Raw genomic sequence first — 22,778 nt, 5'->3', positions numbered from 1 at the left:
TTTGCCCTCTCCTTATTTTTATAGTAAATTCAGTACTTTTTCTACTTTGATTCCTTTGTCTTGTAAAGAACGAAGACGATTTACAACATCCATAATCTCTTTATCAAAAGTAACGCTAATTCCTTGGCTTTGTAATTCTTCTTTTAAGTTTTCAATGGAATCATCTATATCGATGCCAAGCTCATAATCTTGACATACTTCAATTGTTTTCTTCACAAGCTTCACATAATTTTCTTGTAGTTTTGAATTCGCTTTGGCTGGAGCCGCTTGTTTTGGTTTTGTAGGCATAGCCGAAACCGTTTCTTGCTTTGCAACCGGAGTGGGTACTTCTTTCTTTACAGGTGCTGAAGTAGGTGCCGCTACAACTGTCTCTGAACGTACTGGCTTTGGCGCTGGTGCTGGAGTAGGTTTAGGGATTACAACGGGTTCTTCAGCACGTGTAACAGGCTTTGGAGCAGCTGTGACTACTTTAGGTACTTTTTCTACCACTACTTCTTCTTTGGGAGCAGTTTCTACAGGTGCCACTTCCTGTTCAGCTGCTTCTTTATTCTCTTTGCTCCACATAACGCGTTCGATTTCTAGGGAAACATTGTTTTTGTTCATTGCGGTTAATGTAACTTTACCAACTTCAGCGTTTCCAGTGAAATCGACAATTTTATAAATCACACTTTTGTTCCAATCTACGTTCCCGCTCAAAAATAATTCTTCGTTACATTTTGGCGTTAAGCCCTCGATTTTAATTTCTGCATTTACACCGTTTTCACTATATACCATAATTAGCGAAGCATTTACATCTTCGTCTGCTAACATTAGTTCACGTACCATTTTGCCGGTGCGTACTTGCGTTTTTTTCTTAAGTGACATCAAATTTCCCCTCTCAAAAATTCATTAATAATAAAAAAATCGTATAACGAAAAATAATTGCTCACGAAGAAATATGATACCGATAATAAAAGCATCACGTCAACAATTAACTTTAATTATTTTGCATTTTTCTTTTTTTCTTTATGAAATTTTTCAATTTGTAAAATTAGACAGAAGAAAAACAGCCTTTTTGAAGGCTGTTAAAATCTAGAGGTTTTATATAAAATTTTGTATAAAATGTAAAAGGAAATTGTAATAAGAGCACCTTGCCAAACTGTTAAGTTATAGGATAAATAAGGTTTTGTTTTAAAATAAATATCTGAAAACACTGATAATCCAAATGGTATACAAGCTGATAATATGAGCATAATTTTTTGCTTCCAAGACGCTAACATTGTGAAAGAATATCGTCTTAATACGGAAAAAGTTAAAAAAGTACCAGTGGTTAAAATAATAGCTGACAATATTATTCCTAGGATACTAAATGGAATCCCTGGTTTATTTGCATGATTAAAAAATACATGCGTAAATGTATCATATCCAAATTGGATAGCTAACAATAAACTAACTGCAAAGCCAATAACTGCACCTTTTTCGAAAGTAGTTTGGTGCTCAGAGGAATTAATTAATTCATCGCAATATGCTTTTAAATCCTCTCCAAAAATATCATAGGCATTTTTACTATTTTTTTGAGCTTCTAAAAGGTGATCTAGTATTTCTAATAATAGCTCCTCCATTTGCTCCTGTGGAATACTAGTAAACCGCAAATATATGAGCATATCTCCATAGATAGCTTCATTTTCGGGGGTTAGAAGTTTGCGTTTTTTATTGTTAAGTTCAACCATGTCTTTTGCCTTCAATCCTCTCACTCCCTGTATAATTAAAAGTTTACGCGTCTATAAAAAATTTTATAAAAAAAATAAAAAGTGATGGCAAGTAATGATCCAATCCAAGGAGAAAGTTGATACTTTATAAATGGACGGTCTATAAAAAATAAAGAAATGACAATGAGTATAAACCATGGACTTTGTTGGTAAATGAATCTCGTTATGCGCTTCCAATTACCCATATGGTTATTGAATAAATCCCCTTTGATAAAGTCAAATACAAAACGGATAGCAAGGTGTATAGCGATAATGATTACAAATACATATATAAAATTTATCTGTACAAATTGAAAGCGTTTGTTATCAGAGAAAAAGGGTAAAATAAAAGCGACAAGAGAATTAATAGCGAAAAATATAGCGAGTAAATAACTACTCATAAAGGCTGGTGTGGCTATTTTCTGCCATATATTTTGTTTTGGAAGTGCAGTGATTATTTCATCACAGTAAGCTTGTAAGTCAGTTCCGAAAATATCATAAGCATTTTTCTTTTCTTCTTGTGCATCAAGCAAGTGATCTAAAATCTCTAATAGCAGTTCTTCTACTTGCTGTTCTGGGATATTAGCTAATCGAATGTAAACGAGCATATCCCCGTAAGCCGCTTCATTTTCCTCCGCCAATAATTTGCGTTTTTTATTATTCAGCTCAATTAAATCTTTCGCTTTCATCAATCTCACTCTCCCTGCAATAAATTATTTACCGTTGTCGAAACCATCCCCCAGCTCTTCTTAAACTCTTCTAGCTGTTCGAACCCTTTATCGGTTACATGATAATATTTTCGCTTTGGCCCAAGGCTAGAAGCTTTTAATGTACCAGCAATGAGTTTTTCTTTTTGCATTCGTAGCAAAAGAGGATAGATACTACCTTCACTTACGAATGTAAAGCCATGTTGGTTTAATTTCGTACTCAGTTCATATCCATACACTTCTTCTTGCGAAATGATATATAAAATACATCCTTCGAGCACACCTTTTAACATTTGACTATGCAATTGCGTCACCGCCTTCAAGTAACTTGTTGTGCAAGGTAGTTGTTATCTGAATTATAACATTCGGTAACTTGCAACACAAGTTACTAAAGTGGAAAATTTTAAACAGCGCTGTCAGCGTGCGTTTGCTCATACTAAAATGAGGGAGGGGATCATATGAAGCCATTTATGCCAAAGCTTGTTTATTTTGAACCGGGTACCACACCATTTGAGGATCGAATTGAAGCAGCCCGTAAAGTAGCGGGAGCAAATTTCCCACTTGGTTTTATTGTTGCTCCAATTTATATGCATGAAGGTTGGGAAGACGGGTATCGTGAATTATTTGGACGACTTTTTGATGCGTTAAAAGATTTAACCCTACTAAATTTATCATTCGAATTGATTCAACATCGCTTTACTAAGCCAGCGAAAAAGGTAATACAACAACGTTATCCCAATACGAAACTCGAAATGGATGAGGAGAAACGAAAATATAAATGGGGACGATATGGCATCGGAAAATATGTATATCAGAAAGATGATACAGTGAGGTTAGAGGAAACGATAAGAAGATATAGTTACGAATATTTTCCGAATGCTGAAATTCAATATTTCACATAAAAGAATCTGTATATACATGCAGATTCTTTTTATGTTTCATAGCTTTTGGTCTGTTTCCACCCTTGTCATGATAACCTTTCTGGTGTATCATTTTATTGATTGCTTAGTGCGGAAAACACAAAATAAAATTGGATGGAGGAAGCCGATGCCTACCCCTAGTATGGAAGATTATATTGAACAAATTTATTTGTTAATTGATGAAAAGGGATATGCCCGCGTATCTGATATTGCTGAAGCGCTTAGTGTACATCCATCCTCTGTAACGAAAATGGTACAAAAGTTAGATAAAGATGAGTATCTAATTTATGAAAAATATAGAGGGCTTGTATTAACATCAAAAGGGAAAAAAATCGGGGAGCGTCTTGTATATCGTCATGAGTTACTAGAACAATTTATGCGTATCATCGGTGTGGATGAAAGTAAGATTTATAATGATGTAGAAGGAATTGAGCATCATTTAAGTTGGGAAGCTATTGACCGCATTGGTGATTTAGTACAATATTTTGAGCAAGATGAACTTCGAATTGAAACACTTCGCGGTGTTCAAAAAGCAAATGAAGAGCAGGGGAAGTAAAGGGAACGAGAGGCGTTTCCTTTTTTGTTTAGAAGAGGAATTTACTTTATTTAAGTTGAATGTATAGAGATGTGAAAAATTGTTTTGTAAAAGGCGGGATCGGAATGAAAGCAATTATTTTTGACTTTGATGGATTAATTGTAGATACAGAAACAATTTGGTTCCAAGCTTTTCAGGAAGTAATTCGCGAATATGGTGGAGATTTATCTCTAGAAGAGTTTGCAAAATGTATTGGAACAACAGATGAAGTGCTTTATACATATATTGAACAACAATTGAAAGAGCAATTTAATAAGAACTTGCTAAAAGAAAAAGTTTCGGCTTTACATCAAGAGAAAATGAAAATACCAGTAGCTCGTGATGGTGTGAAAGAATACTTAGAAGAAGCAAAAGGTCTTGGAGTAAAAATTGGTTTAGCTTCTAGTTCTTCAAGAGAATGGGTTATTGGGTTTTTAGAAGATTTAGGGATTCGGGAGTATTTTGAAGTAATTAAAACGAAAGAAGATGTGGAGAAAGTAAAACCAGATCCAGCACTGTATAAAGCGGCTATTGAAGAACTGAAAATTGATTCTTCAGAAGCTGTTGTGTTTGAGGATTCAGTAAATGGATTGAAAGCAGCGATTGCGGCAGGATTAAAATGTGTCGTTGTTCCAAATGAAGTTACAAAGGCTTTGCAGTTTGAAAATCACCATCTTCGCTTAGGAAGTATGAAAGAAAAAAGCTTAACAGAAGTACTTCAATATGTGAGGGAGCATAAATAAAAGAAAGACCGCATTTCCTAAAAGGAAGCGCGGTCTTTCTTTTTATTTTTTTTACCTTCAATCACGGTTAAATGAGATTGTTTTCGTTTCCTTTTTAACAATGATGAATTGCCTTTCTTAACTTTGTCATCAGAAGCATTTCGTTTTAATACAGAATTGCTTAGGGGTGCTACGTTTTGTTTTCCGTATTTTCGGTTCGATTGTTTCGCAGCACGCTTATAAGAGTTTTGCGAATTGGCGGAACCGCTGGAACTTGTAAACATTTTATATAATAAATAAAAGACACCAACAACAAGTAACATGATGACAATGTTTTTAACCATTCCGTATGGATCTGTAATTGCAGATGATACGAGACCGAATATTGCTAACCCAATAATAAGCACGAATAAAGCGAACGTAAACGAACGACCGTTCATAGGGAACACCTCCTAAATAACATATATTAAAATTAGTATATTAGCGACAAGGAAAGGAGTTGAGTACCATTTTTAAAAAATTATTAGTGTTTTTCTTCTAAACGTAATAATTCTTCAAAGGATGCAATTGCAACTTCAACTTGATCATCTTCTGGTTCTTTTGTTGTTAATAGTTGAAGCCATAACCCTGGGTATCCTAATGCGCGCAAGACCGGAATATCCCGTAATCGATTCGTAAATTGCAAGACTTCAAAAGAAATCCCTAGAACAACTGGAATTAATAAAATTCGATTTACCACTCTGACCCAAAGGGGATCAGTTGGAACAAGAAAGTAGACAAACATTCCGATAATGACTGTAAATATAATAAAACTACTACCGCAACGATAATGGAGACGAGTTTGTTTTTGTACATTTGCTACTGTCAGCGGAAGATTGTTTTCGTAAGCATTAATGACCTTATGTTCCGCACCGTGATATTGAAACACACGCTTAATGAGCGGAGTTAGTGACACAATATATATATAGCTCAGTAAAAGGATGAGCTTAATGATGCTTTCGACAATAATTTGCCCAGTGTGAGATGGGAAAATCGGTCGTGTCAATTCCGCTAAAAGTGCGGGGACTGCTGTGAAAATGACTTTGCCGAATATGAACGATAAGACTCCGACTGCGGCTACTCCTAATACCATCGTTAATTTTGACTGCTCTTCTTTCTTGTGTGTAAGTTGTTCATCGTCTTCAGGATGAACGTCAAATCGTTCCGAAGCAAAGTTTAAATGTTTTGCTCCATTGGCACTTGCGTCAACGATAGCGGCGATACCACGTAGAAATGGAACTTTCTTTAGCATAGATAATACTTTATTCCGCACGCGTGGTAATCGATAAAATTCGATTGATTTATCTTTGCGACGAACCGCTGTAACAGTATATTCTCTACCACCAAACATAACTCCTTCTATGACCGCTTGCCCACCGTATATTTGTTTTGTCTCCTCTGCCATGTTAACACCAACCTGTATTTGTTTCTCTCTTATGTAGAAAAGAGGCAATTGTCACACTTGGTTCTGTCATTGTGAGATTTGACAATCACCGAGTTTCCTTTATTTTATCGACAAACACAAGCTGCTGACAAGGAAAATTGTTACGGAAGCCAGACATTTCTTATTCTTTTTATAGACAAATTTCGCATGATTTAAACATGCTTCAAAATAGTTTCGGACATACTAGTAAGCGGAGGTGTCGATGTGAAGCAAGAACAATCAATAACAAAAAATATTGTGCAGATTGGTTTATTTGGTGGTGTTTTTTGGGGATGTATATGGTATTTTCTTCATATTTTTTCATTTACAGAAGCCGGACCAAACTATTTGCTTTTACCATTTGCGTTTGGATCGTGGAAAGAAGGAGTTTGGGGAAATGTATTGGGTATTGTTTGTATAGGGCTTCTTTCTATTTTAGTGGCATTTCTCTATAGGGCTCTTTTCAAAAGATTTGAAGGGATACTACCGGGAATACTCTATGGACTGTTTTGGTGGGGCATTTTATTTTTCGGACTGGGTTCTATTGCACCTGTTATAAAAAATGCACTTCATTTACCGAAAGAAACAATTGTCACAACAATATGTATTTTTATTTTATACGGTGTGTTTATCACATATTCTGTTTCATTTGAAGCCAACAATGCGAATCAAGGGGAAGGGTTGGAGTAGACAAACTATTCAAATAAGTGGCTCCTGTGTTAGAATGTTGTATAGACATTTTTTATATTAAGGAGTTTAAAGTATATGAAAAAAGTACTCCTCGTTAACGGTCCTAACTTAAATCGTCTCGGTGTTCGAGAAGTGAATGTATACGGGAAAGGAACGTTGGCATCATTAGAAGAAGAGATGAAGCAAGAAGCAGCGAAATTGGGAGTGGAGTTAGAATGTTTTCAATCGAATCATGAAGGTGCTCTTATTGACATCATTCATGAGGCTGATGACATATATGAAGGAATCATTCTAAATCCAGGAGCATTTACGCATTATAGCTATGCGATTCGAGATGCGATAGCGAGCATTTCGATTCCAGTTATTGAGGTACATATTTCTAACATCCACCAGCGGGAATCGTTTCGTCATGAATCTGTGACTGCAACAGTCGCGGCGGGCCAAATTGTTGGGTTTGGTTTTTATGGCTATAAGTTAGCGTTATTTGCATTATTGGAGAAACTTAGGGAGGCATAAATTGATGGAAAAGATCACGAAGTTAAGAAATGCATTTGGTGAAGCTGGTATTGATGGTATTTTATTAACGAATGAATATAGCCGTAGATATATGACGAACTTTACAGGGACAGCTGGTGTTGTACTTATTTCTAATGATCGTGCTCTGTTTATTACAGATTTCCGCTATGTAGAGCAAGCTGGTAAACAAGCTGTTGGTTATGAAATTGTGCAACATACAGGACCAATTCTGGATGAAGTTGCGAAACAAGTGAAAGAATTAGGAATTCAAAAGCTTGGCTTTGAGCAAGATACTCTTACATATAGCTCTTATACAGCACATAAAGAAGCGGTAGAAGCGGAATTTGTTCCAACTTCTGGGCTTGTAGAAAAGTTACGCTTGATTAAGACGGATTCAGAGATTAAGATATTAAAGGAAGCTGCACAGATTGCAGATGCTGCCTTTGAACATATTCTATCATTCATTCGCCCAGGCGTATCTGAAATTGAAGTGTCAAATGAACTTGAATTTTTCATGAGAAAACAAGGAGCAACATCTTCTTCGTTTGATATTATCGTTGCTTCAGGACTTCGTTCAGCATTGCCGCATGGTGTGGCATCTGAAAAAGTGATAGAAAAAGGAGATTTCGTAACATTAGACTTCGGTGCTTATTATAAAGGATATTGCTCTGATATTACGCGTACGATTGCAGTCGGCGAACCATCTGATAAATTAAAAGAAATTTATAATGTCGTTTTAGAAGCACAGCTTCGTGGTGTGAACGGCATTAAAGCTGGTTTAACTGGTCGTGAAGCTGATGCATTAACACGTGACTACATAACGGAAAAAGGATACGGTGAATATTTCGGACATTCTACTGGTCATGGAGTGGGCCTTGAAATCCATGAAGCACCGGGCTTAGCATTCCGTTCTGAAACGGTACTTGAGCCAGGAATGGCTGTGACAGTAGAACCGGGCATTTATATTCCAGGTGTTGGCGGTGTGCGTATCGAGGACGATATTATTGTAACAAGTGAAGGTAATGAAGTAATCACGAAATCTCCAAAAGAACTTATTATTTTGTAATACACAGGAGGATTTTTTGCATGATTTCAGTAAATGATTTTCGTACAGGTTTAACAATTTCAGTGGACAATGCCCTTTGGCAAGTGCTTGATTTCCAACATGTAAAGCCAGGTAAAGGTGCTGCGTTCGTTCGCTCTAAATTACGTAACCTTCGCACAGGTTCTGTTCAAGAAAAAACATTCCGTGCTGGTGAAAAAGTAGAAAAAGCGCATATCGAAAACCGTCGTATGCAATACTTATACGCGAGCGGTGAGTCTCACGTATTTATGGATAATGGAACTTATGAGCAAATCGAACTTGGTGAAGCTCAAATCGAGCGCGAGCTAAAATTCTTAAAAGAAAATATGGAAGTATCTATTATGACATACCAAGGTGAAGTACTTGGCGTTGAACTTCCAAATACTGTTGAGTTAAAAGTTGTTGAAACAGAACCAGGCATTAAAGGTGATACAGCTTCTAACGTAACAAAACCAGCTACATTAGAAACTGGCCTTGTTGTACAAGTACCAATCTTCATTAACGAAGGCGAAATGCTTATCATCAACACAGGTGAAGGTAAATACGTTTCTCGTGCATAGTTATAAAAAGCACTCGTGATGATCACGAGTGCTTTTTATATGAAGTACGGTAGATAATAAATAATGCTTATAATAAGGCTAATCACTACAAGAATGGATGTTCCAAATGTGAAAGGATTCCAATTAATCTGAAATGGCTGTATTTCTCCTGTCTCCACGCCAGTTAATCCTTTATATACGGCGTGATCCATATTGGCATTACGATTCATATTTAAAGTAGTAATCCAAGAAATTCCAAATATACTTAGACTACCTAGAAAGAATATCTCCATAAATGACCAATCTACTATTTTAGAAAATAAAAAAATACCAAGTAATTCTAATATTATTATGTAAAGAGCACGCATAAGGTTCACTCTAATCACCTCTCTATTTTTAAAAAGTAACTTCTCCATCAGCATCAATCGTTTTGTTGTAACCACCTTAAAAAACTTTTTCGAGATACGGCATGTAGTACACAAGGAACTTTTGTTTCTTTTTCTAATAAAGCGTGTTCTTTTGGGAATTTCTCCTCCATATGTAATGAAATATAAGGTAACTTTTCTTGCGCTTTTAAAGAACGAACATTCGTCGTTTTTGCACCGGAAAATACATATATAAGATCTAATTCTTCAAATTCAATTTTAAATATTTCTTTTTTAGTAGCCTCATTGTAACCTTGCCCCCAATAAGGATAACCGAGCCAACTCCCCATATGGCAATGTTTTTGTTCATGATTGATATGTTTAAGAGTTGTGATGCCTATTAATTCTTGTTTTTCGTTGAAAATGGCTCTACTTAAAGATTCCTCTTTTTTCTTCTTCGATTGCGAAATAAATAAATCTCTTTGTGTCTTCGGTTGTTTCTGCTTTTAACTCTAAAGCATTTTTTACATGTGGCTTACTTGATAATTCAAAAATGGCGTGCGGATTGTAAATCAAGCTGTATTAATGTTACATCCTTCATAGAAAGCCCTCTTTCCTTATTAAATATAACATATTCAAGTTGTAATATTCAGAAATTTACGAAGTTAGGGACAAAAAATTATGTTTTTACTTCTGAAATAGACAACCTCTGCATATGGTTGTACAAATATATTCTTTTTGGAATAAGAGTTTTGTTAGTGAACTGAAAAGTAATTGGTAGGAGAGAAGGTGGGAGAATGAAACAATGGCTGGCGGCAATGGAAACATCCGTGCTTGTCATGGGATTGCTTCGGTTGTTTTCAGGTAGTGCGGAGATATTCGCCGCTTTGCTTATGCTTTATGTGAATGATGCAAAAAAAGCATTGTTTATAAATGGTATGTTGGCATTTGTTGGACCGACTGTATTAATTTTAACGATGTCGATCGGCATTGCGAGCGTTGCAAATGAAATTTCTTTTTTGAAGCTCTTTTTTCTAACTCTCGGAATTGGCTGTATTTTTATTGCAGTGTTGAAATAGTAAGTCAAGTATGGTGGGGAGAAGCAGATGAAAGAAGTATTAGAGGTTTTACCAAAAGCGATGAAACAGTTTATTGAAGGCTGTGAACAATATAGCGCGTTAGAAGAAATTAGGGTTCGGATAGGAAGGCCACTTGAATGTATTGCTCGTGGAGAAGTGTTCTTTTATGACTATGTCGTTACAGCAGAGGATGCAATCTATTTATTAAATAAGCTTAGTCAATATTCTATTTATACGATGGAAGAAGAGTTAAAGCGTGGGTATGTTACTTTGCGCGGTGGTCACAGGATTGGCTTAGCTGGAAAAGTAATTACAGAGAAAAGTGCAGTGAAGATGATTCGAGATGTGTCATCATTTAATATTCGAATTGCCCGTCAAAAAATTGGGATAGCTGAGCCACTCTTATCTTATTTGTACGACTCGCGTTGGTTAAACACAATGGTAATTGGCCCTCCGCAAACAGGGAAAACAACACTTCTCAGGGATGTGGCACGTTGTATGAGTCAAGGGGTTCGTTCTCATGAAATTCCTTCTTGTAAAGTAGGGATTGTTGATGAACGCTCAGAAATCGCTGGATGTGTAAAAGGGATTCCGCAATATGAATTTGGCCCGCGTGTTGATGTGTTGGATGCATGTCCAAAAGCAGAAGGAATGATGATGATGATTCGTTCCATGAGTCCGGACGTATTAATTGTTGATGAAATTGGGCGTGTGGAAGATAGTGAAGCGATTATGGAGGCGGTACATGCGGGGGTTCAGCTTTTTATAAGTGCTCACGGATTTTCTTTTGATGATGTAATGAAACGACCATCTTTAAAGGCTGTGATGGAGCTTGGTGTGTTTGATCGCTTTATTGAACTATCAAAAGCAAAGGGACCTGGAACCGTTGTTCAAGTCAAGGATAGAGATGGAAAGCCTGTTCAAAGGCGAGGAAAGGTTCAAAGCGTATGGTGAAAATATTTGGTGCGGTGTTAATTGTAGCGGTGAGCACTTTCTTTGGTTTTTCGTATGCCAAAAGATATAGTGAACGCCCGCGTCAACTTAGGCTTTTAAAAGCAGCGCTGCAATCGCTAGAAGCTGAAATCATGTACGGGCATACGCCTTTATCAGAAGCAGCAGAGCGCTTAGTAAAACAAATGCCAAAGCCTTTAAACTGGATATTTCAAAGTTTTTCAAAGCGACTAGAAAGCGGCGAACAAACAGTTAGAGAGGCTTGGCTTGAAAGTTTGCAAGAAAATTGGAAACTCACTGCATTTAAACAAACTGAATATGAGATTTTGCAGCAATTTGGTGAAACGTTAGGGCAGCATGACCGTGAATCGCAGCAAAAGCATATTCGCTTATGTATTACGCACCTAGAAAGAGAAGAGGGTGAAGCGAAAGCACTTCAACTTCAATATGAAAAGATGATAAAGAGTTTGGGTGTACTAGCAGGACTACTTATCGTAATTTTACTGCTATAGGGGGGGGAGAAAGGCGATGTCCATCGATGTTGGATTAATATTTCAAATCGCCGGAATCGGCATTGTTTTAGCTTTCATTCATACAGTACTAAAAGAGTTAAAGCGGGAGGATATTGCAAACTGGGTTATTCTTGTCGGTTTTGTCGTTATTTTATTTCATGTTGCATTTTTGATTAATACTTTGTTTGACAAGATTAAAAGTGTCTTTCTCTTCCAGTAAAGGAGGCGGTTCGAATCGAGATTTTACAAATTGTCGGATTGGGCCTCGTCGCGACATTTTTAGCAGCTGTGCTAAATCAACATAAATCTAGTATCACTTCTTTGTTTATTGTGTTCATCGCGAGTGTCATGTTTCTGCTGCTAATCGATCAAATTCATTCTATTTTAAGAATGATTGAGCGAGTTGCAAGTGAGGCGAAAGTAAGCAATGTCTATGTAGAGACACTGCTGAAAATTATTGGAATTGCTTACATTGCTGAGTTTGGGGCACAAATTACAAAAGATGCTGGTCAAGGTGCAATTGCTTCAAAAATTGAATTAGCAGGGAAAATTTTAATTCTTGTTATGGCTATTCCTATTTTAACGGTTGTAATTGAAACAATTCTTGGTTTTTTACCTACGGGATAAGGGGGAGTGAATGTTGCAAAGGTTTGGAGCTAAGCTGCTGTTTGCTTGCTTCCTTTTCTTTTCTTTACCAATTGTCGTACAAGCTTCTCCTGTAGAAAAAAACGTCGTAGATCAACAATTGGATAAACTCGGAATCGAAGATGTGAAGCAGTTTTGGGACGGGCTTGTCACAAAATATGGAGGTTATTTACCAGAGAGTCAAAAGGGAAGTTTTATGGAATTTGTAAAGGGCGAAAAGGAATTTTCTATAAAAGAATGGATGATAGGGCTATTAAAATATTTATTTCATGAGCTTGTTGCAAATGGAAAGCTACTTGGAACGCTCATTATGCTCACAATTTTCAGTGCATTATTACAATCATTACAATCTGCCTTTTCGAAGAGTAGCATAAGTAAAATTGCAGATGCCGTTGTATATATGGTGTTAATTATTTTTGCTTTAAATAGTTTTTATGTGGTCATGACGTATGCACGGGAAACGATTCAAACGATGGTAGATTTTATATTAGCTTTACTTCCTATTCTCCTAGCACTCATAGCGACCGGAGGCGGGGTTGTATCAGTATCCTTCTTCCATCCGATTATCATTTTTTTAATGAATACAAGTGGGCTGCTTATGAACTATATTGTTCTTCCGCTCTTATTACTTGCGACCATCTTAAGCATTGTAAGTACAATGAGTGATCAATATAAAGTTACGAAATTGTCCAAGCTCCTGCAAAATGTAAGTGTTGGGATTATTGGTATCTTTCTAACAGTTTTTCTAGGCGTATTATCTGTGCAAGGGACAGCAACAGCAGTTGCTGATGGTATAGCTGTTAAAACAGCGAAGTTTGTAACGGGAAATTTTATTCCTGTGGTAGGGCGGATGTTTACAGAAGCGGCGGATACTGTTATTAGCGCCTCTGGGTTATTAAAGAATACGGTCGGGATTATCGGGCTTGTTATCTTATGTTTAATCGTTGCTTTTCCAGCGATTCAAATCTTTTGTATCGCGTTTATTTATAAATTCGCAGCGGCAGTACTACAGCCAGTTGGCGGAGGAGCTATTATTAAATGTTTAGATATTATAGGAAGGAGTATCATTTATGTATTTGCCTGCTTAGCTATCGTATCCTTTATGTTCTTTTTAAGCATTACCATTATTATTGCCGCGGGGAACATTACCCTCATGATGCGATAGGAGGTGACGAGTATGCAATTTGTTACAGAGTGGATTAGAAATATTATCGTCTTTTTGCTCTTAGCGACGATGCTGCATCTTATCCTTCCTAATTCAAATTTACAAAAGTATGTCAAATTTGTTGTGAGTTTATTGTTAGTCGTTTTAATCTTAACGCCGCTATTTAAGTTATTACAAACGGATGTAAATGAAGTGATTGCGAATTTTAATCAGGAAAAATACGTAGCGGACGGATCGATAAAAAATTCAATTGATACAAAGAAAAAAGAAATACAAGCCCTAACACGTGCATATAGTTTAGAAGAGATGGCTGTCAAAATGAAAAAAGAAGTTGGAAAAGAATTTGAGAAAAAGTATGGCGTGACAGTGTCTGAAATAAAAATAATTGCAGCAGAAACTAAGGAAGAAGTAAAAGCGGCAAAAGATATTCAATCTGTTATTGTGACGCTAAAAGAAGCTGAAGTGAAGAAAAATGATGCAATTGAAACAGTAAAGCCAGTTGAAATTAATACGAGAGCGCCTCAGAAAACTTCGGAAGAAACAAATGTAGAAATGAAACAGTTCTTTTCAAGCAGGTGGCAGCTAGAGGATAAACAAATCCAAGTTCAAATGGAAGGGGGGACAGGTAGAGTAAATGGACAATAAAGATAAAAACTCGAAATTCTCATTTTTTCGCAACTTATTGAAAGGGGACGAAAAAGATGATAGGGAGAAAGGAAAAAAAGTAACACCTAAGTTTTTGCTTGTCCTACTCATACTTGGAATGTTGCTTATGTTTTTTAGTAATTTCTTTCAACCGAAAAAAGAAGAAGTGCCTGTGTTTAAAGAAAAGACAAATCAAGATTCAGAAAAAGATGTGCCGACTTTTGGACAAAAAAAGAGCGAGAACATGTCAGCTATAGAAAAATACGAAAAAGCATATGAACAAGAATTGAAAGCAGCATTAGAAGATATAACAGGGGTTAAAGATGTGTCTATTGAAGTGAATTTGGACTCATCAGAAGAAAAAATACTTGAAAAAAATATTGTGAAACGATCGCAAACAACAGGTGAAACAGATAAAACTGGAGGAAAAAGACAAGTTGAAGATGAATCAACTGATGAAAAAACGGTGATTATACGCGAAGGTGATAAAGAAACTCCGATTGTATTGCGAACAGAGAAACCAAAAGTGAGAGGTGTCCTTGTCGTAGCAAAAGGGGTGGATAATATACAAGTAAAAGCAATGGTAAAGGAAGCGGTGACACGTATGCTTGATGTACCATCACACCGCGTAGCAGTACTACCAAAAAAGGGTTAGGGAGGAAATAAAGTGTTGAAAAAACAAACAGTTTGGTTACTAACAATGCTAAGTTTAGTTGTTGTGTTATCTGTTTATTATGTAACAACGCCTGACAAAATGAATACTGCAACACCAACAGCGGGTGAAAAGGTTGGACAAGAAAAGCAAGGTGTTGAAAAAGAAGTGACAAAAGAAACGACAAAAGAAACATCTAATAAAGAAGCTACTCCAAAAGAAACAACGAAAGAAACATCGGGCAAAGAAACAGAGAAAAAAGATGATAGTAAAAAAGAGACAAGCAAAAAAGAAGGCAATGTAACAGTTCAATCAAGTGATGAAAACTTTACAGCACTTCGTTTGAAAATGGAAGATCAACGCAGTGCAGAGAAAGAAAAATTACAAGATGTTATGAAATCAACGAAATCTTCCGCTGAAGAAATAAGTAAAGCGAAAGATGAATTAAATGCAATCGATCAGATGGAAACAAAGGAAGGGTTGCTTGAAACAGTTATTAAATCACAAGGTGGCTATAAAGATGCGCTTGTAAGAGCTGATGGAACTGATATTAAAGTAACAGTAAAAGCTACGAAGCATTCTCAAAAAGAAGCAAATAAAATTATCCAACTTGTTCGTGCTGAGGCAGGATCCAAGGATGTAGGCGTCAAGTTTGATCCAGTAAAATAAATTTTAAATATGTATTACGAGCTATGATAAGCTGGAGGATTACTACTCGCGAACAGCCGGATAGAAAAAAGCTATCGTTTTCGATAGCTTTTTTCTATTTCATCTTTTTGTGCTATTTCAATGTTTTCTCCTCGGAAAGGAGAAATGCGCTGAGAGTAAAAAATTAAAGGTTCGTGGTAATGGTGGTTGCTTTTCCCGTATTTTATATGAGTGAAGACAACGATGAGCCAGATTAATACAGCTGGTAAGAACAAGATGAGCCATATCATGTTTCTGCACCTCACTATTAAGATATTTTACTTTACTTTGAACATACTATTCGTATGTGAAGGAAGGATGAACGGCTTGTAAATAAAAAAATAATATTTTGTAAAATATGTTGTTGTACATAGTTAAAATAAGATGAGAATAATAAATCAAGAGCTCTATATTTTAAATGGAAAAAGAGAAAAAACATGTTTTTTATGAAGTGGTCTTGCCAATTTTGAGTGAAACTTGGTATTATTACTAGGTAATAAATTATTTAGTGAAATAATATTTTTTACAGGAGTTTCGATTTATCGTAAAGAAATATAAATTGGAATGTTGAAAATATTTATCGTAAGATGAGAGTAGCAAAAGTTTCTATTAGTAAATGTTATAGGAATGATTTCTCTAGTAGAATGAATCGTATCTTTACAGACAACATAGTTTACTTTTATATGTTCAGTATCTGTAAGAACGGGACAAACAAGTGTATGGGAGTGGATTTTATATGTTTAAAATTCAAGAAGTTCGTGAATTAATTAAGTTAATTGATAGCTCTAACATTGATGAATTTGAATACAAAAAAGATGGTACGACAATTAAAATGAAAAAGCGTGGGAATGAAGTTGTGTCTGTACAGACAACGCCAGTAGTGAAACAAGCATTACAAACGCAAGCGGTAGAAATGGAAACAGCCGTAGCAGCGGCGCAGGTAGAAGTACCGAAGCAGGAAGAGAAGAAAGCTGTTCAAGATGAGAATTTACATACAATCACATCACCGATGGTTGGAACATTCTATGCATCTTCTTCACCAGATACGCCTGCATATGTAAGTGTCGGGGATCGCGTTTCAGAAGGTACAGTCGTTTGCATCGTTGAAGCGATGAAGCTCTTTAATGAAATTGAAGCAGAAGTAAATGGAGAGATTGTTGAAATTCTTGTGAACAACGGACAACTTGTTGAGTATGGACAACCGCTATTTCTTGTAAAAGCGTAATAAGGGAGTCTTTGTGATGATAAAAAAAGTATTGATAGCCAATCGTGGGGAAATTGCTGTGCGAATTATTCGTGCTTGCAAAGAGATGAATATTGAAACAGTAGCTATTTATTCAGAAGCGGATAAAGAATCACTTCATGTGAAAATCGCAGATGAAGCGTATTGCGTTGGGCCAACAATGTCGAAAGAAAGCTATTTAAATTTGACGAATATTATAAGCGTTGCAAAATTAACAGGTTGTGATGCAATTCACCCTGGTTATGGATTTTTAGCCGAAAATGCTGATTTTGCAGAACTATGTCGTGAATGTAACTTGATTTTTATCGGACCTAGTCCAGAAGCAATTTCAAAAATGGGTACAAAAGACGTTGCGCGTGATACAATGAAAGAAGCAGGGGTTCCGATTGTACCAGGTTCACAAGGGATTATAAAAAACACAGAAGAAGCGATGGAACTTGCAAATCAAATTGGATATCCCGTTATTATTAAAGCAACTGCAGGTGGCGGCGGAAAAGGTATTCGTGTTGCACGTCATGAAGAGGAGCTTATAAAGGGAATTCAAATTACACAGCAAGAAGCTAGTACCGCTTTTGGAAACCCTGGTGTATACTTAGAAAAGTACGTTGAAGATTTCCGCCATGTTGAGATTCAGATAATGGCAGATGCACATGGCAATGCGATTCATTTAGGAGAGCGTGATTGTACAATTCAGCGCCGTTTGCAAAAACTATTAGAAGAAAGTCCTTCTCCTGCTCTTGATGCAAATATTCGTGAGAAAATGGGTGAAGCGGCAGTAAAAGCAGCGGTAGCGGTTGATTATACAGGTGCTGGTACGGTTGAGTTTATTTATGAATATAAAACGAAAAGCTTTTACTTTATGGAAATGAACACGCGAATTCAAGTAGAACACCCGGTTACAGAGATGGTAACAGGGATGGACTTAATTAAAGAGCAAATTCGTGTTGCTTCAGGAGAAAAGCTATCGCTACAGCAAGAAGAAGTACAATTTAAAGGTTGGGCAATCGAATGTCGAATTAATGCGGAAAACCCTGCCAAAAACTTTATGCCATCTCCAGGGAAAGTGGAAATGTACTTACCACCAGGAGGATTTGGTATTCGCGTCGATTCAGCTGTTTATCCTGGTTATTCAATTCCACCTTTTTATGATTCGATGATTGCGAAATTAATTGTTCACGGAAAAACACGTGAAGAAGCAATTGCAAAAATGAAGCGAGCACTTAGTGAATTTGTCATTGAAGGCGTACATACGACAATCCCGTTCCATTTACAATTGCTAGATCATCCTGATTTTATAAAAGGGGAATTTAATACTAAATTTTTGGAAGAGCATGAACTTGTGACGCAGTGATACATTTAAAGGAGGTTTTTTTCATGGCTGAACATATGTTAGATATGGGTCAAGATACAACCCTTGGAAAAGTAGAAATTGCACCAGAAGTAATTGAGGTAATTGCAGGTATCGCAACTGCTGAAGTAGATGGCGTAGCGGCAATGCGCGGCAACTTTGCTACAGATGTTGTTGAGAAGTTAGGAAAGAAAAATCACGGTAAAGGCGTGAAGGTTGAATTAGTAAACGACGATATTATCGTTGACGTTTATGTTGTCATGTATTTTGGTGTAGCAATACCAGTTGTTGCACAAAAAATTCAAGATAATATTCGCCAAGCACTCTTTACAATGACGGGTCTTGAGCCGAAAGAAGTAAATATTCACATCGTTGGCGTAACATTCGAAACGCAAAAAACAGAAATCGAGCCAGTATAAGAATGAGAAGGTGCCTTGTCAAATAGGCACCTTTTTTCTCGTTTCATCTCTTCATGCACGAAACCTTTAAATTATTATACTATTTTAAAAAATACAAAATATAAAAAGGGAATGATACGTTTTTTCAAAAAACGTACATTGTGATAAGGTATGGAACTTGAAGTTAATCTTTTTATTATTTTTCAGCCTTGTAACTCGTGTATGAAACGATAAATTGTGTTATTATCATTGTATTATAAGGTTGAAAAATCAATGAAAACTGTAAGAGTAAGTAAATTGACGGCTTATAAATTATAATAATATAACAAAACATAAGGAAAGACTTGAAGTATAAAGGAGAGTTACAATGAAACGTAGGACGGCTAGAGAAAGAGCCATGCAAGCATTATACCAAATGGATATTACTGGAGAATTAGAGCCGAAAGTAGCGGTGGAAAATACGCTAGAAGAAGGCGAAGAAACAAATGAGTTTTTAGAATCACTTGTTGTTGGTTGTGTAGAACATAAAGAAGCAATTGATGAAGCAATTCGTCAAAATTTAAAGAAGTGGAAATTAGAACGTATTAGTATTGTAGATCGCAGTATTTTACGTCTAGCTGTGTATGAAATGAAGTACATGGAAGAAATTCCACACAATGTAACAATTAACGAAGCAATTGAAATTGCAAAAACATTTGGGGATGAGGAATCTCGTCGTTTTATAAACGGCGTTTTATCTAATATAAAAGACACACTGTAATTTCTTTAAGGGGGAATCTTAAATGGTAGCAGTAATCATCAAAGGAAATGAAGTTGCGGAGAAAAAACGAGCACAATTGAAAGAAGAAGTTGTGAAGTTGAAAGAGCAAGGGATTGTACCAGGATTAGCCGTTATTTTAGTTGGAGAAGACCCAGCATCTCGTTCTTATGTAAAAGGAAAAGAAAAGGGCTGTGAACAAGTTGGAATTTATTCAGAGTTAATTGAGTTTCCAGATACAATTACAGAAGAACGTTTGTTAGCTGAAATTGATCGCTTAAATGAAGATGACCGTATTAATGGTATATTAGTACAATTGCCTTTACCGAAACATATTGAAGAGAAAGCTATCATTGAAAGAATTTCACCTGAAAAGGATGTAGATGGGTTCCATCCAATCAGCGTTGGCCGTATGATGACAGGTCAAGATACATTTCTTCCATGTACACCACATGGCATTGTAGAATTAGTAAAAGAAACAAATCTTGATATTTCAGGAAAACACGTTGTTGTAATCGGAAGAAGTAATATCGTTGGAAAACCAGTGGGACAGCTGTTTTTAAATGAAAATGCGACTGTAACATATTGTCATTCCAAAACGAAAAATATAAAAGAATTATCAAAGTTAGCTGATATTTTAATTGTAGCTGTTGGAAGACCAAAAATGGTAACAGCTGACTATATAAAAGAAGGTGCAGTTGTAATTGATGTTGGTGTCAACCGTTTAGAGACAGGTAAGCTGTGCGGTGATGTTGACTTTGAAAATGTACTTGATATTGCGGGTTACATTACACCAGTACCAAAAGGTGTCGGCCCAATGACAATTACAATGCTCCTTCATAATACAGTAGAATCTGCAAAACGCGCAGGAGTTGTTTGTAAATAATTTGAATCGGCTATGAGGAGAGAAAGATGGAAAAGCAATATTTAACCGTTACAGCATTAACACGCTATATAAAAACAAAAATAGAGTATGACCCGCATTTGCAGTCTGTTTGGTTAAAAGGAGAAATTTCAAACTTTAAATGTCATAGCCGTGGCCATATGTATTTCACATTAAAGGATGAAAATGCAAGAATAGCAGCGGTTATGTTTGCGGGTCATAATCGCAATATAAAATTCAGACCAGAAGATGGAATGAAAGTACTTGTAAAAGGGAAAATCTCTGTTTATGAAGCAAGTGGTTCATACCAAATTTATGTTCATGATATGCAGCCTGATGGAATTGGTAATCTTCATTTAGCTTATGAGCAATTAAAGGTTCGATTAGAGGAAGAAGGGCTGTTTTCTCAAGTTTATAAACAGCCAATCCCTGCCTATGCGAAAACAATTGGTGTCATTACATCTCCAACAGGAGCTGCGATTCGGGATATTATAGCGACGATTAAACGTCGTTATCCAATTGGGAATGTGATTGTATTTCCGGTACTTGTACAAGGGGAGTCTGCGGCTCCCTCAATTGTACAAGCGATTCAAACAGCGAATGAGATGAAGGATATAGATGCTTTGATTGTCGGTCGTGGGGGCGGTTCCATTGAAGAGCTATGGGCCTTTAATGAAGAAATGGTTGCACGGGCGATTTTTGCAAGTGAAATTCCAATCATCTCGGCAGTTGGACATGAAACAGACTTTACAATTGCTGATTTTGTAGCAGATTTACGTGCACCAACTCCAACGGCAGCAGCAGAACTTGCAGCACCAAATATAATTGAATTACAAGAGAAAGTGTTACAACGAACCCTTCGCCTGCAAAGGACAATGCGAGAGATGTTACATAAAAAGCAAGAACAACTGCAAACACTTCAAAAATCGTATGCGTTTCGTTATCCAAAGCAAGTGTATGAGCAAAAAGAAGAACAGTTAGATCGTACTCTTGAACAGCTTATTTTGGTGAAAGAACGCTATGTAGAGAAAAAGGTAAATCAGTTAAAACAGCTCTCATTTTATTTGGAGAAGCATCATCCCTCTCAAAAGATTGTACAAACAAAAACAAGGGTAGAAACGTTGCAAAAGCAATTGCAACGTGAAATGCAAACATTACTGCAAACGAAAGAGTTTGCGTTTATGAGGGCGGCTCAAAAATTAGAGGCACTAAGTCCACTTAAAGTAATGATGAGAGGATATGGGCTCGTATATAGTGAAAAAAAGCAAGTGTTAAAAAGTGTGAAAGATGTCGACCTTGGTGATGTTGTTTCAGTACAATTACAAGATGGAGTGTTAGATTGTAACGTATCGGGCATAGAGGAGCGTGAATTGAACAATGGAAAATAAATTAAGCTTTGAAGAAGCAATTTCTCAGCTTGAACATCTTGTTTCTAAGCTCGAACAAGGCGATGTTCCTTTAGAAGAGGCGATTTCATATTTTAAAGAAGGTATGGAGTTGTCTAAGCTATGTGATGAGAAATTGAAAGATGTACAAGAACAAATGGCAGTTATCCTTGGAGAAGATGGAGAACTTAAACCATTTACTGCTGTAGGAGATGAAGCATAGTGGCATATGTAGCTTTTGATGCTTTTGTGAAAGAGAGTAAAACTTTCGTCGAGGAGCAGCTTGCACGCTATGCAAATCAATTACAATGTCCAAATGTACTTCGCGAAGCGATGACATATTCATTGGAAGCAGGCGGAAAGCGTCTCCGTCCGTTACTTTTATTTGCAACGTTGCAAGCGTTTGAAAAGGAAAGAGAACTGGGCATAGGAGCAGCTTGTGCTCTTGAAATGATTCATACCTATTCGTTAATTCATGATGATTTACCATGTATGGATGACGATGATTTAAGACGGGGAAAACCAACAAACCATAAAGTGTTTGGTGAAGCGATGGCCGTTTTAGCGGGAGATGGCTTGTTAACACATGCTTTCCAAGTAGTGACAGCGTATCATCATCAAGACATTTCTACAGAAACAAAGCTAAGACTTGCGCTTGAACTTGCAAAAGCAGCTGGACCAGAAGGAATGGTTGCTGGACAGGTAGCGGATATGGAAGCGGAAGGAAAGCGGCTTGAGCTTAGTGAATTAGAATATATTCATAAGCATAAAACAGGGCGGTTATTAGAATATGCCGTGCTTGCAGGAGCGGTACTTGCAGGAGCAACACCAGAACAAGAGAAGAAACTACTTGCATTTGCAAAATATATTGGTCTGGCTTTCCAGATTCGAGATGATATTTTAGATGTAGAAGGTACGGAAGAAGAAATTGGAAAACCAATTGGTAGTGATGCTTCCAATGAAAAAAGTACATATACGACGTTATTTACTATAGATGAGGCAAAATGTATCTTAGAAGAAACAATTGTTAAAGCGAAAGATGCGATAGCATCTTTACAATTACAAGATGAGTATTTATTATCTATTTGTGATTTGATCGCAAAGCGTAATAACTAATGTAAG

The 22,778-nt window shown here is 36.5% G+C and carries 31 protein-coding genes and 2 pseudogenes; 24 read left to right on the top strand and 9 right to left on the bottom strand.

Annotation, left to right across the window (positions count from 1 at the left end):
• Window positions 1-18: 18 nt before the first annotated feature.
• The 4 genes from NSQ40_RS21450 to NSQ40_RS21435 all read right to left on the bottom strand — a co-directional run bounded on the left by NSQ40_RS21450 (window position 19) and on the right by NSQ40_RS21435 (window position 2,739).
• Complete coding sequence (locus tag NSQ40_RS21450) at window positions 19-864, bottom strand: hypothetical protein (protein WP_033796413.1); 846 nt, start codon at window positions 862-864, stop codon at window positions 19-21.
• Window positions 865-1,064: 200 nt separating this feature from the next.
• The gene (locus tag NSQ40_RS21445; protein WP_003200307.1) at window positions 1,065-1,724 is read right to left on the bottom strand and encodes a hypothetical protein; all 660 of its coding nucleotides are present in this window, start codon (window positions 1,722-1,724) and stop codon (window positions 1,065-1,067) included.
• A gap of 20 nt (window positions 1,725-1,744) precedes the next feature.
• Entirely contained in the window at window positions 1,745-2,416 is a 672-nt protein-coding gene (locus NSQ40_RS21440) for a DUF1129 family protein (protein ID WP_003208478.1), read from the bottom strand.
• 5 nt (window positions 2,417-2,421) lie between these two features.
• Window positions 2,422-2,739 (bottom strand): PadR family transcriptional regulator, encoded by a 318-nt coding sequence (locus NSQ40_RS21435; protein ID WP_016132003.1) that lies wholly within the window; start codon window positions 2,737-2,739, stop codon window positions 2,422-2,424.
• A 183-nt stretch (window positions 2,740-2,922) separates the two neighbouring features.
• On the opposite strand from NSQ40_RS21435, the pseudogene NSQ40_RS21430 reads away from it, so the two are divergent.
• From NSQ40_RS21430 to NSQ40_RS21420, 3 genes and pseudogenes are all read left to right on the top strand, one after another.
• Window positions 2,923-3,336 (top strand): annotated as a pseudogene (locus NSQ40_RS21430) (spore photoproduct lyase family protein); the annotation flags it as partial.
• A 145-nt stretch (window positions 3,337-3,481) separates the two neighbouring features.
• Entirely contained in the window at window positions 3,482-3,910 is a 429-nt protein-coding gene (mntR, locus tag NSQ40_RS21425; protein ID WP_016116280.1) for a transcriptional regulator MntR, read from the top strand.
• A 104-nt stretch (window positions 3,911-4,014) separates the two neighbouring features.
• Window positions 4,015-4,671, top strand: a complete 657-nt coding sequence (locus tag NSQ40_RS21420; protein ID WP_033797069.1) for an HAD family hydrolase — start codon at window positions 4,015-4,017, stop codon at window positions 4,669-4,671.
• A 17-nt stretch (window positions 4,672-4,688) separates the two neighbouring features.
• Here the strand turns inward: NSQ40_RS21420 and NSQ40_RS21415 are convergent, their stop codons facing one another.
• Both NSQ40_RS21415 and NSQ40_RS21410 read right to left on the bottom strand, forming a co-directional pair.
• Complete coding sequence (locus tag NSQ40_RS21415; protein WP_003200318.1) at window positions 4,689-5,090, bottom strand: SA1362 family protein; 402 nt, start codon at window positions 5,088-5,090, stop codon at window positions 4,689-4,691.
• Between the two features lie 83 nt (window positions 5,091-5,173).
• Window positions 5,174-6,094: a DUF1385 domain-containing protein gene (locus NSQ40_RS21410; RefSeq protein WP_003200320.1), complete on the bottom strand. Its 921-nt coding sequence runs from the start codon at window positions 6,092-6,094 to the stop codon at window positions 5,174-5,176.
• A gap of 243 nt (window positions 6,095-6,337) precedes the next feature.
• Here NSQ40_RS21410 and NSQ40_RS21405 point away from each other — a divergent pair, with 243 nt between their 5' ends.
• The 4 genes from NSQ40_RS21405 to efp all read left to right on the top strand — a co-directional run bounded on the left by NSQ40_RS21405 (window position 6,338) and on the right by efp (window position 8,962).
• The gene (locus tag NSQ40_RS21405) at window positions 6,338-6,802 is read left to right on the top strand and encodes a YqhR family membrane protein (protein ID WP_003200322.1); all 465 of its coding nucleotides are present in this window, start codon (window positions 6,338-6,340) and stop codon (window positions 6,800-6,802) included.
• Window positions 6,803-6,877: 75 nt separating this feature from the next.
• Window positions 6,878-7,318, top strand: a complete 441-nt coding sequence (aroQ, locus tag NSQ40_RS21400) for a type II 3-dehydroquinate dehydratase (protein ID WP_003200324.1) — start codon at window positions 6,878-6,880, stop codon at window positions 7,316-7,318.
• 4 nt (window positions 7,319-7,322) lie between these two features.
• Window positions 7,323-8,384, top strand: a complete 1,062-nt coding sequence (gene pepQ, locus NSQ40_RS21395; RefSeq protein ID WP_003200325.1) for a Xaa-Pro dipeptidase — start codon at window positions 7,323-7,325, stop codon at window positions 8,382-8,384.
• A gap of 20 nt (window positions 8,385-8,404) precedes the next feature.
• Entirely contained in the window at window positions 8,405-8,962 is a 558-nt protein-coding gene (gene efp / locus NSQ40_RS21390) for an elongation factor P (protein WP_003200327.1), read from the top strand.
• A gap of 35 nt (window positions 8,963-8,997) precedes the next feature.
• Here efp and NSQ40_RS21385 read toward each other — a convergent pair whose 3' ends face one another.
• Together NSQ40_RS21385 and NSQ40_RS21380 are read right to left on the bottom strand one after the other, a co-directional pair.
• Entirely contained in the window at window positions 8,998-9,309 is a 312-nt protein-coding gene (locus tag NSQ40_RS21385) for a hypothetical protein (RefSeq protein ID WP_026008604.1), read from the bottom strand.
• Between the two features lie 53 nt (window positions 9,310-9,362).
• Window positions 9,363-9,907 (bottom strand): annotated as a pseudogene (locus NSQ40_RS21380) (GNAT family N-acetyltransferase).
• Window positions 9,908-10,103: 196 nt separating this feature from the next.
• Between NSQ40_RS21380 and NSQ40_RS21375 the strand changes: the two are divergent.
• From NSQ40_RS21375 to NSQ40_RS21335, 9 genes are read left to right on the top strand one after another with little or no spacing between them, the layout of a single operon-like run.
• On the top strand, window positions 10,104-10,385 hold the full coding sequence (locus NSQ40_RS21375) for a YqhV family protein (RefSeq protein ID WP_003200251.1): 282 nt from the start codon (window positions 10,104-10,106) through the stop codon (window positions 10,383-10,385).
• Window positions 10,386-10,412: 27 nt separating this feature from the next.
• Entirely contained in the window at window positions 10,413-11,339 is a 927-nt protein-coding gene (spoIIIAA, locus tag NSQ40_RS21370; protein ID WP_003200253.1) for a stage III sporulation protein AA, read from the top strand.
• Window positions 11,333-11,848: a stage III sporulation protein SpoIIIAB gene (gene spoIIIAB, locus NSQ40_RS21365; protein WP_016131997.1), complete on the top strand. Its 516-nt coding sequence runs from the start codon at window positions 11,333-11,335 to the stop codon at window positions 11,846-11,848. The genes spoIIIAA and spoIIIAB overlap by 7 nt, the downstream gene beginning before the upstream one ends.
• 16 nt (window positions 11,849-11,864) lie before the next feature.
• Window positions 11,865-12,068, top strand: coding sequence for a stage III sporulation protein AC (gene spoIIIAC / locus NSQ40_RS21360; protein ID WP_000020914.1), 204 nt, complete (start codon window positions 11,865-11,867; stop codon window positions 12,066-12,068).
• A gap of 20 nt (window positions 12,069-12,088) precedes the next feature.
• Window positions 12,089-12,475: a stage III sporulation protein AD gene (gene spoIIIAD, locus NSQ40_RS21355; protein WP_077293892.1), complete on the top strand. Its 387-nt coding sequence runs from the start codon at window positions 12,089-12,091 to the stop codon at window positions 12,473-12,475.
• A 10-nt stretch (window positions 12,476-12,485) separates the two neighbouring features.
• Window positions 12,486-13,658: a stage III sporulation protein AE gene (gene spoIIIAE / locus NSQ40_RS21350; RefSeq protein WP_003208467.1), complete on the top strand. Its 1,173-nt coding sequence runs from the start codon at window positions 12,486-12,488 to the stop codon at window positions 13,656-13,658.
• 12 nt (window positions 13,659-13,670) lie between these two features.
• Window positions 13,671-14,303 carry a stage III sporulation protein AF gene (gene spoIIIAF / locus NSQ40_RS21345; RefSeq protein WP_003200249.1) on the top strand — a complete coding sequence of 211 codons (633 nt, stop codon included), beginning with the start codon at window positions 13,671-13,673 and terminating at the stop codon, window positions 14,301-14,303.
• On the top strand, window positions 14,293-14,958 hold the full coding sequence (gene spoIIIAG, locus NSQ40_RS21340; protein WP_018766178.1) for a stage III sporulation protein AG: 666 nt from the start codon (window positions 14,293-14,295) through the stop codon (window positions 14,956-14,958). Before spoIIIAF ends, spoIIIAG begins: the two co-directional genes overlap by 11 nt.
• A 12-nt stretch (window positions 14,959-14,970) precedes the next feature.
• Window positions 14,971-15,624: a SpoIIIAH-like family protein gene (locus NSQ40_RS21335; protein ID WP_016116264.1), complete on the top strand. Its 654-nt coding sequence runs from the start codon at window positions 14,971-14,973 to the stop codon at window positions 15,622-15,624.
• 71 nt (window positions 15,625-15,695) lie between these two features.
• Here NSQ40_RS21335 and NSQ40_RS21330 read toward each other — a convergent pair whose 3' ends face one another.
• Window positions 15,696-15,893 (bottom strand): hypothetical protein, encoded by a 198-nt coding sequence (locus NSQ40_RS21330; protein ID WP_016116263.1) that lies wholly within the window; start codon window positions 15,891-15,893, stop codon window positions 15,696-15,698.
• Window positions 15,894-16,378: 485 nt separating this feature from the next.
• On the opposite strand from NSQ40_RS21330, the gene accB reads away from it, so the two are divergent.
• From accB to NSQ40_RS21290, 8 genes are all read left to right on the top strand, one after another.
• Window positions 16,379-16,867 (top strand): acetyl-CoA carboxylase biotin carboxyl carrier protein, encoded by a 489-nt coding sequence (gene accB / locus NSQ40_RS21325; protein ID WP_018766177.1) that lies wholly within the window; start codon window positions 16,379-16,381, stop codon window positions 16,865-16,867.
• 16 nt (window positions 16,868-16,883) lie between these two features.
• Window positions 16,884-18,236: an acetyl-CoA carboxylase biotin carboxylase subunit gene (gene accC / locus NSQ40_RS21320; protein ID WP_003200233.1), complete on the top strand. Its 1,353-nt coding sequence runs from the start codon at window positions 16,884-16,886 to the stop codon at window positions 18,234-18,236.
• A 23-nt stretch (window positions 18,237-18,259) separates the two neighbouring features.
• Window positions 18,260-18,652, top strand: coding sequence for an Asp23/Gls24 family envelope stress response protein (locus NSQ40_RS21315; protein WP_003208459.1), 393 nt, complete (start codon window positions 18,260-18,262; stop codon window positions 18,650-18,652).
• A 346-nt stretch (window positions 18,653-18,998) separates the two neighbouring features.
• Window positions 18,999-19,391, top strand: coding sequence for a N utilization substance protein NusB (nusB, locus tag NSQ40_RS21310; protein WP_018780784.1), 393 nt, complete (start codon window positions 18,999-19,001; stop codon window positions 19,389-19,391).
• 22 nt (window positions 19,392-19,413) lie between these two features.
• Complete coding sequence (folD, locus tag NSQ40_RS21305; RefSeq protein ID WP_003200229.1) at window positions 19,414-20,274, top strand: bifunctional methylenetetrahydrofolate dehydrogenase/methenyltetrahydrofolate cyclohydrolase FolD; 861 nt, start codon at window positions 19,414-19,416, stop codon at window positions 20,272-20,274.
• Between the two features lie 26 nt (window positions 20,275-20,300).
• On the top strand, window positions 20,301-21,659 hold the full coding sequence (xseA, locus tag NSQ40_RS21300; protein WP_003208458.1) for an exodeoxyribonuclease VII large subunit: 1,359 nt from the start codon (window positions 20,301-20,303) through the stop codon (window positions 21,657-21,659).
• Window positions 21,649-21,879: an exodeoxyribonuclease VII small subunit gene (gene xseB, locus NSQ40_RS21295; protein ID WP_016116257.1), complete on the top strand. Its 231-nt coding sequence runs from the start codon at window positions 21,649-21,651 to the stop codon at window positions 21,877-21,879. Before xseA ends, xseB begins: the two co-directional genes overlap by 11 nt.
• Window positions 21,879-22,772 carry a polyprenyl synthetase family protein gene (locus NSQ40_RS21290; RefSeq protein ID WP_003200224.1) on the top strand — a complete coding sequence of 298 codons (894 nt, stop codon included), beginning with the start codon at window positions 21,879-21,881 and terminating at the stop codon, window positions 22,770-22,772. Before xseB ends, NSQ40_RS21290 begins: the two co-directional genes overlap by 1 nt.
• Window positions 22,773-22,778: the final 6 nt, after the last annotated feature.

It is taken from the genome of Bacillus sp. FSL K6-6038 (assembly GCF_038050455.1).
Taxonomy (GTDB): domain Bacteria; phylum Bacillota; class Bacilli; order Bacillales; family Bacillaceae_G; genus Bacillus_A; species Bacillus_A pseudomycoides.
The sequence above is the reverse complement of the archived record's forward strand: the minus strand, read 5'-3'. Positions and strand labels throughout refer to the sequence as shown.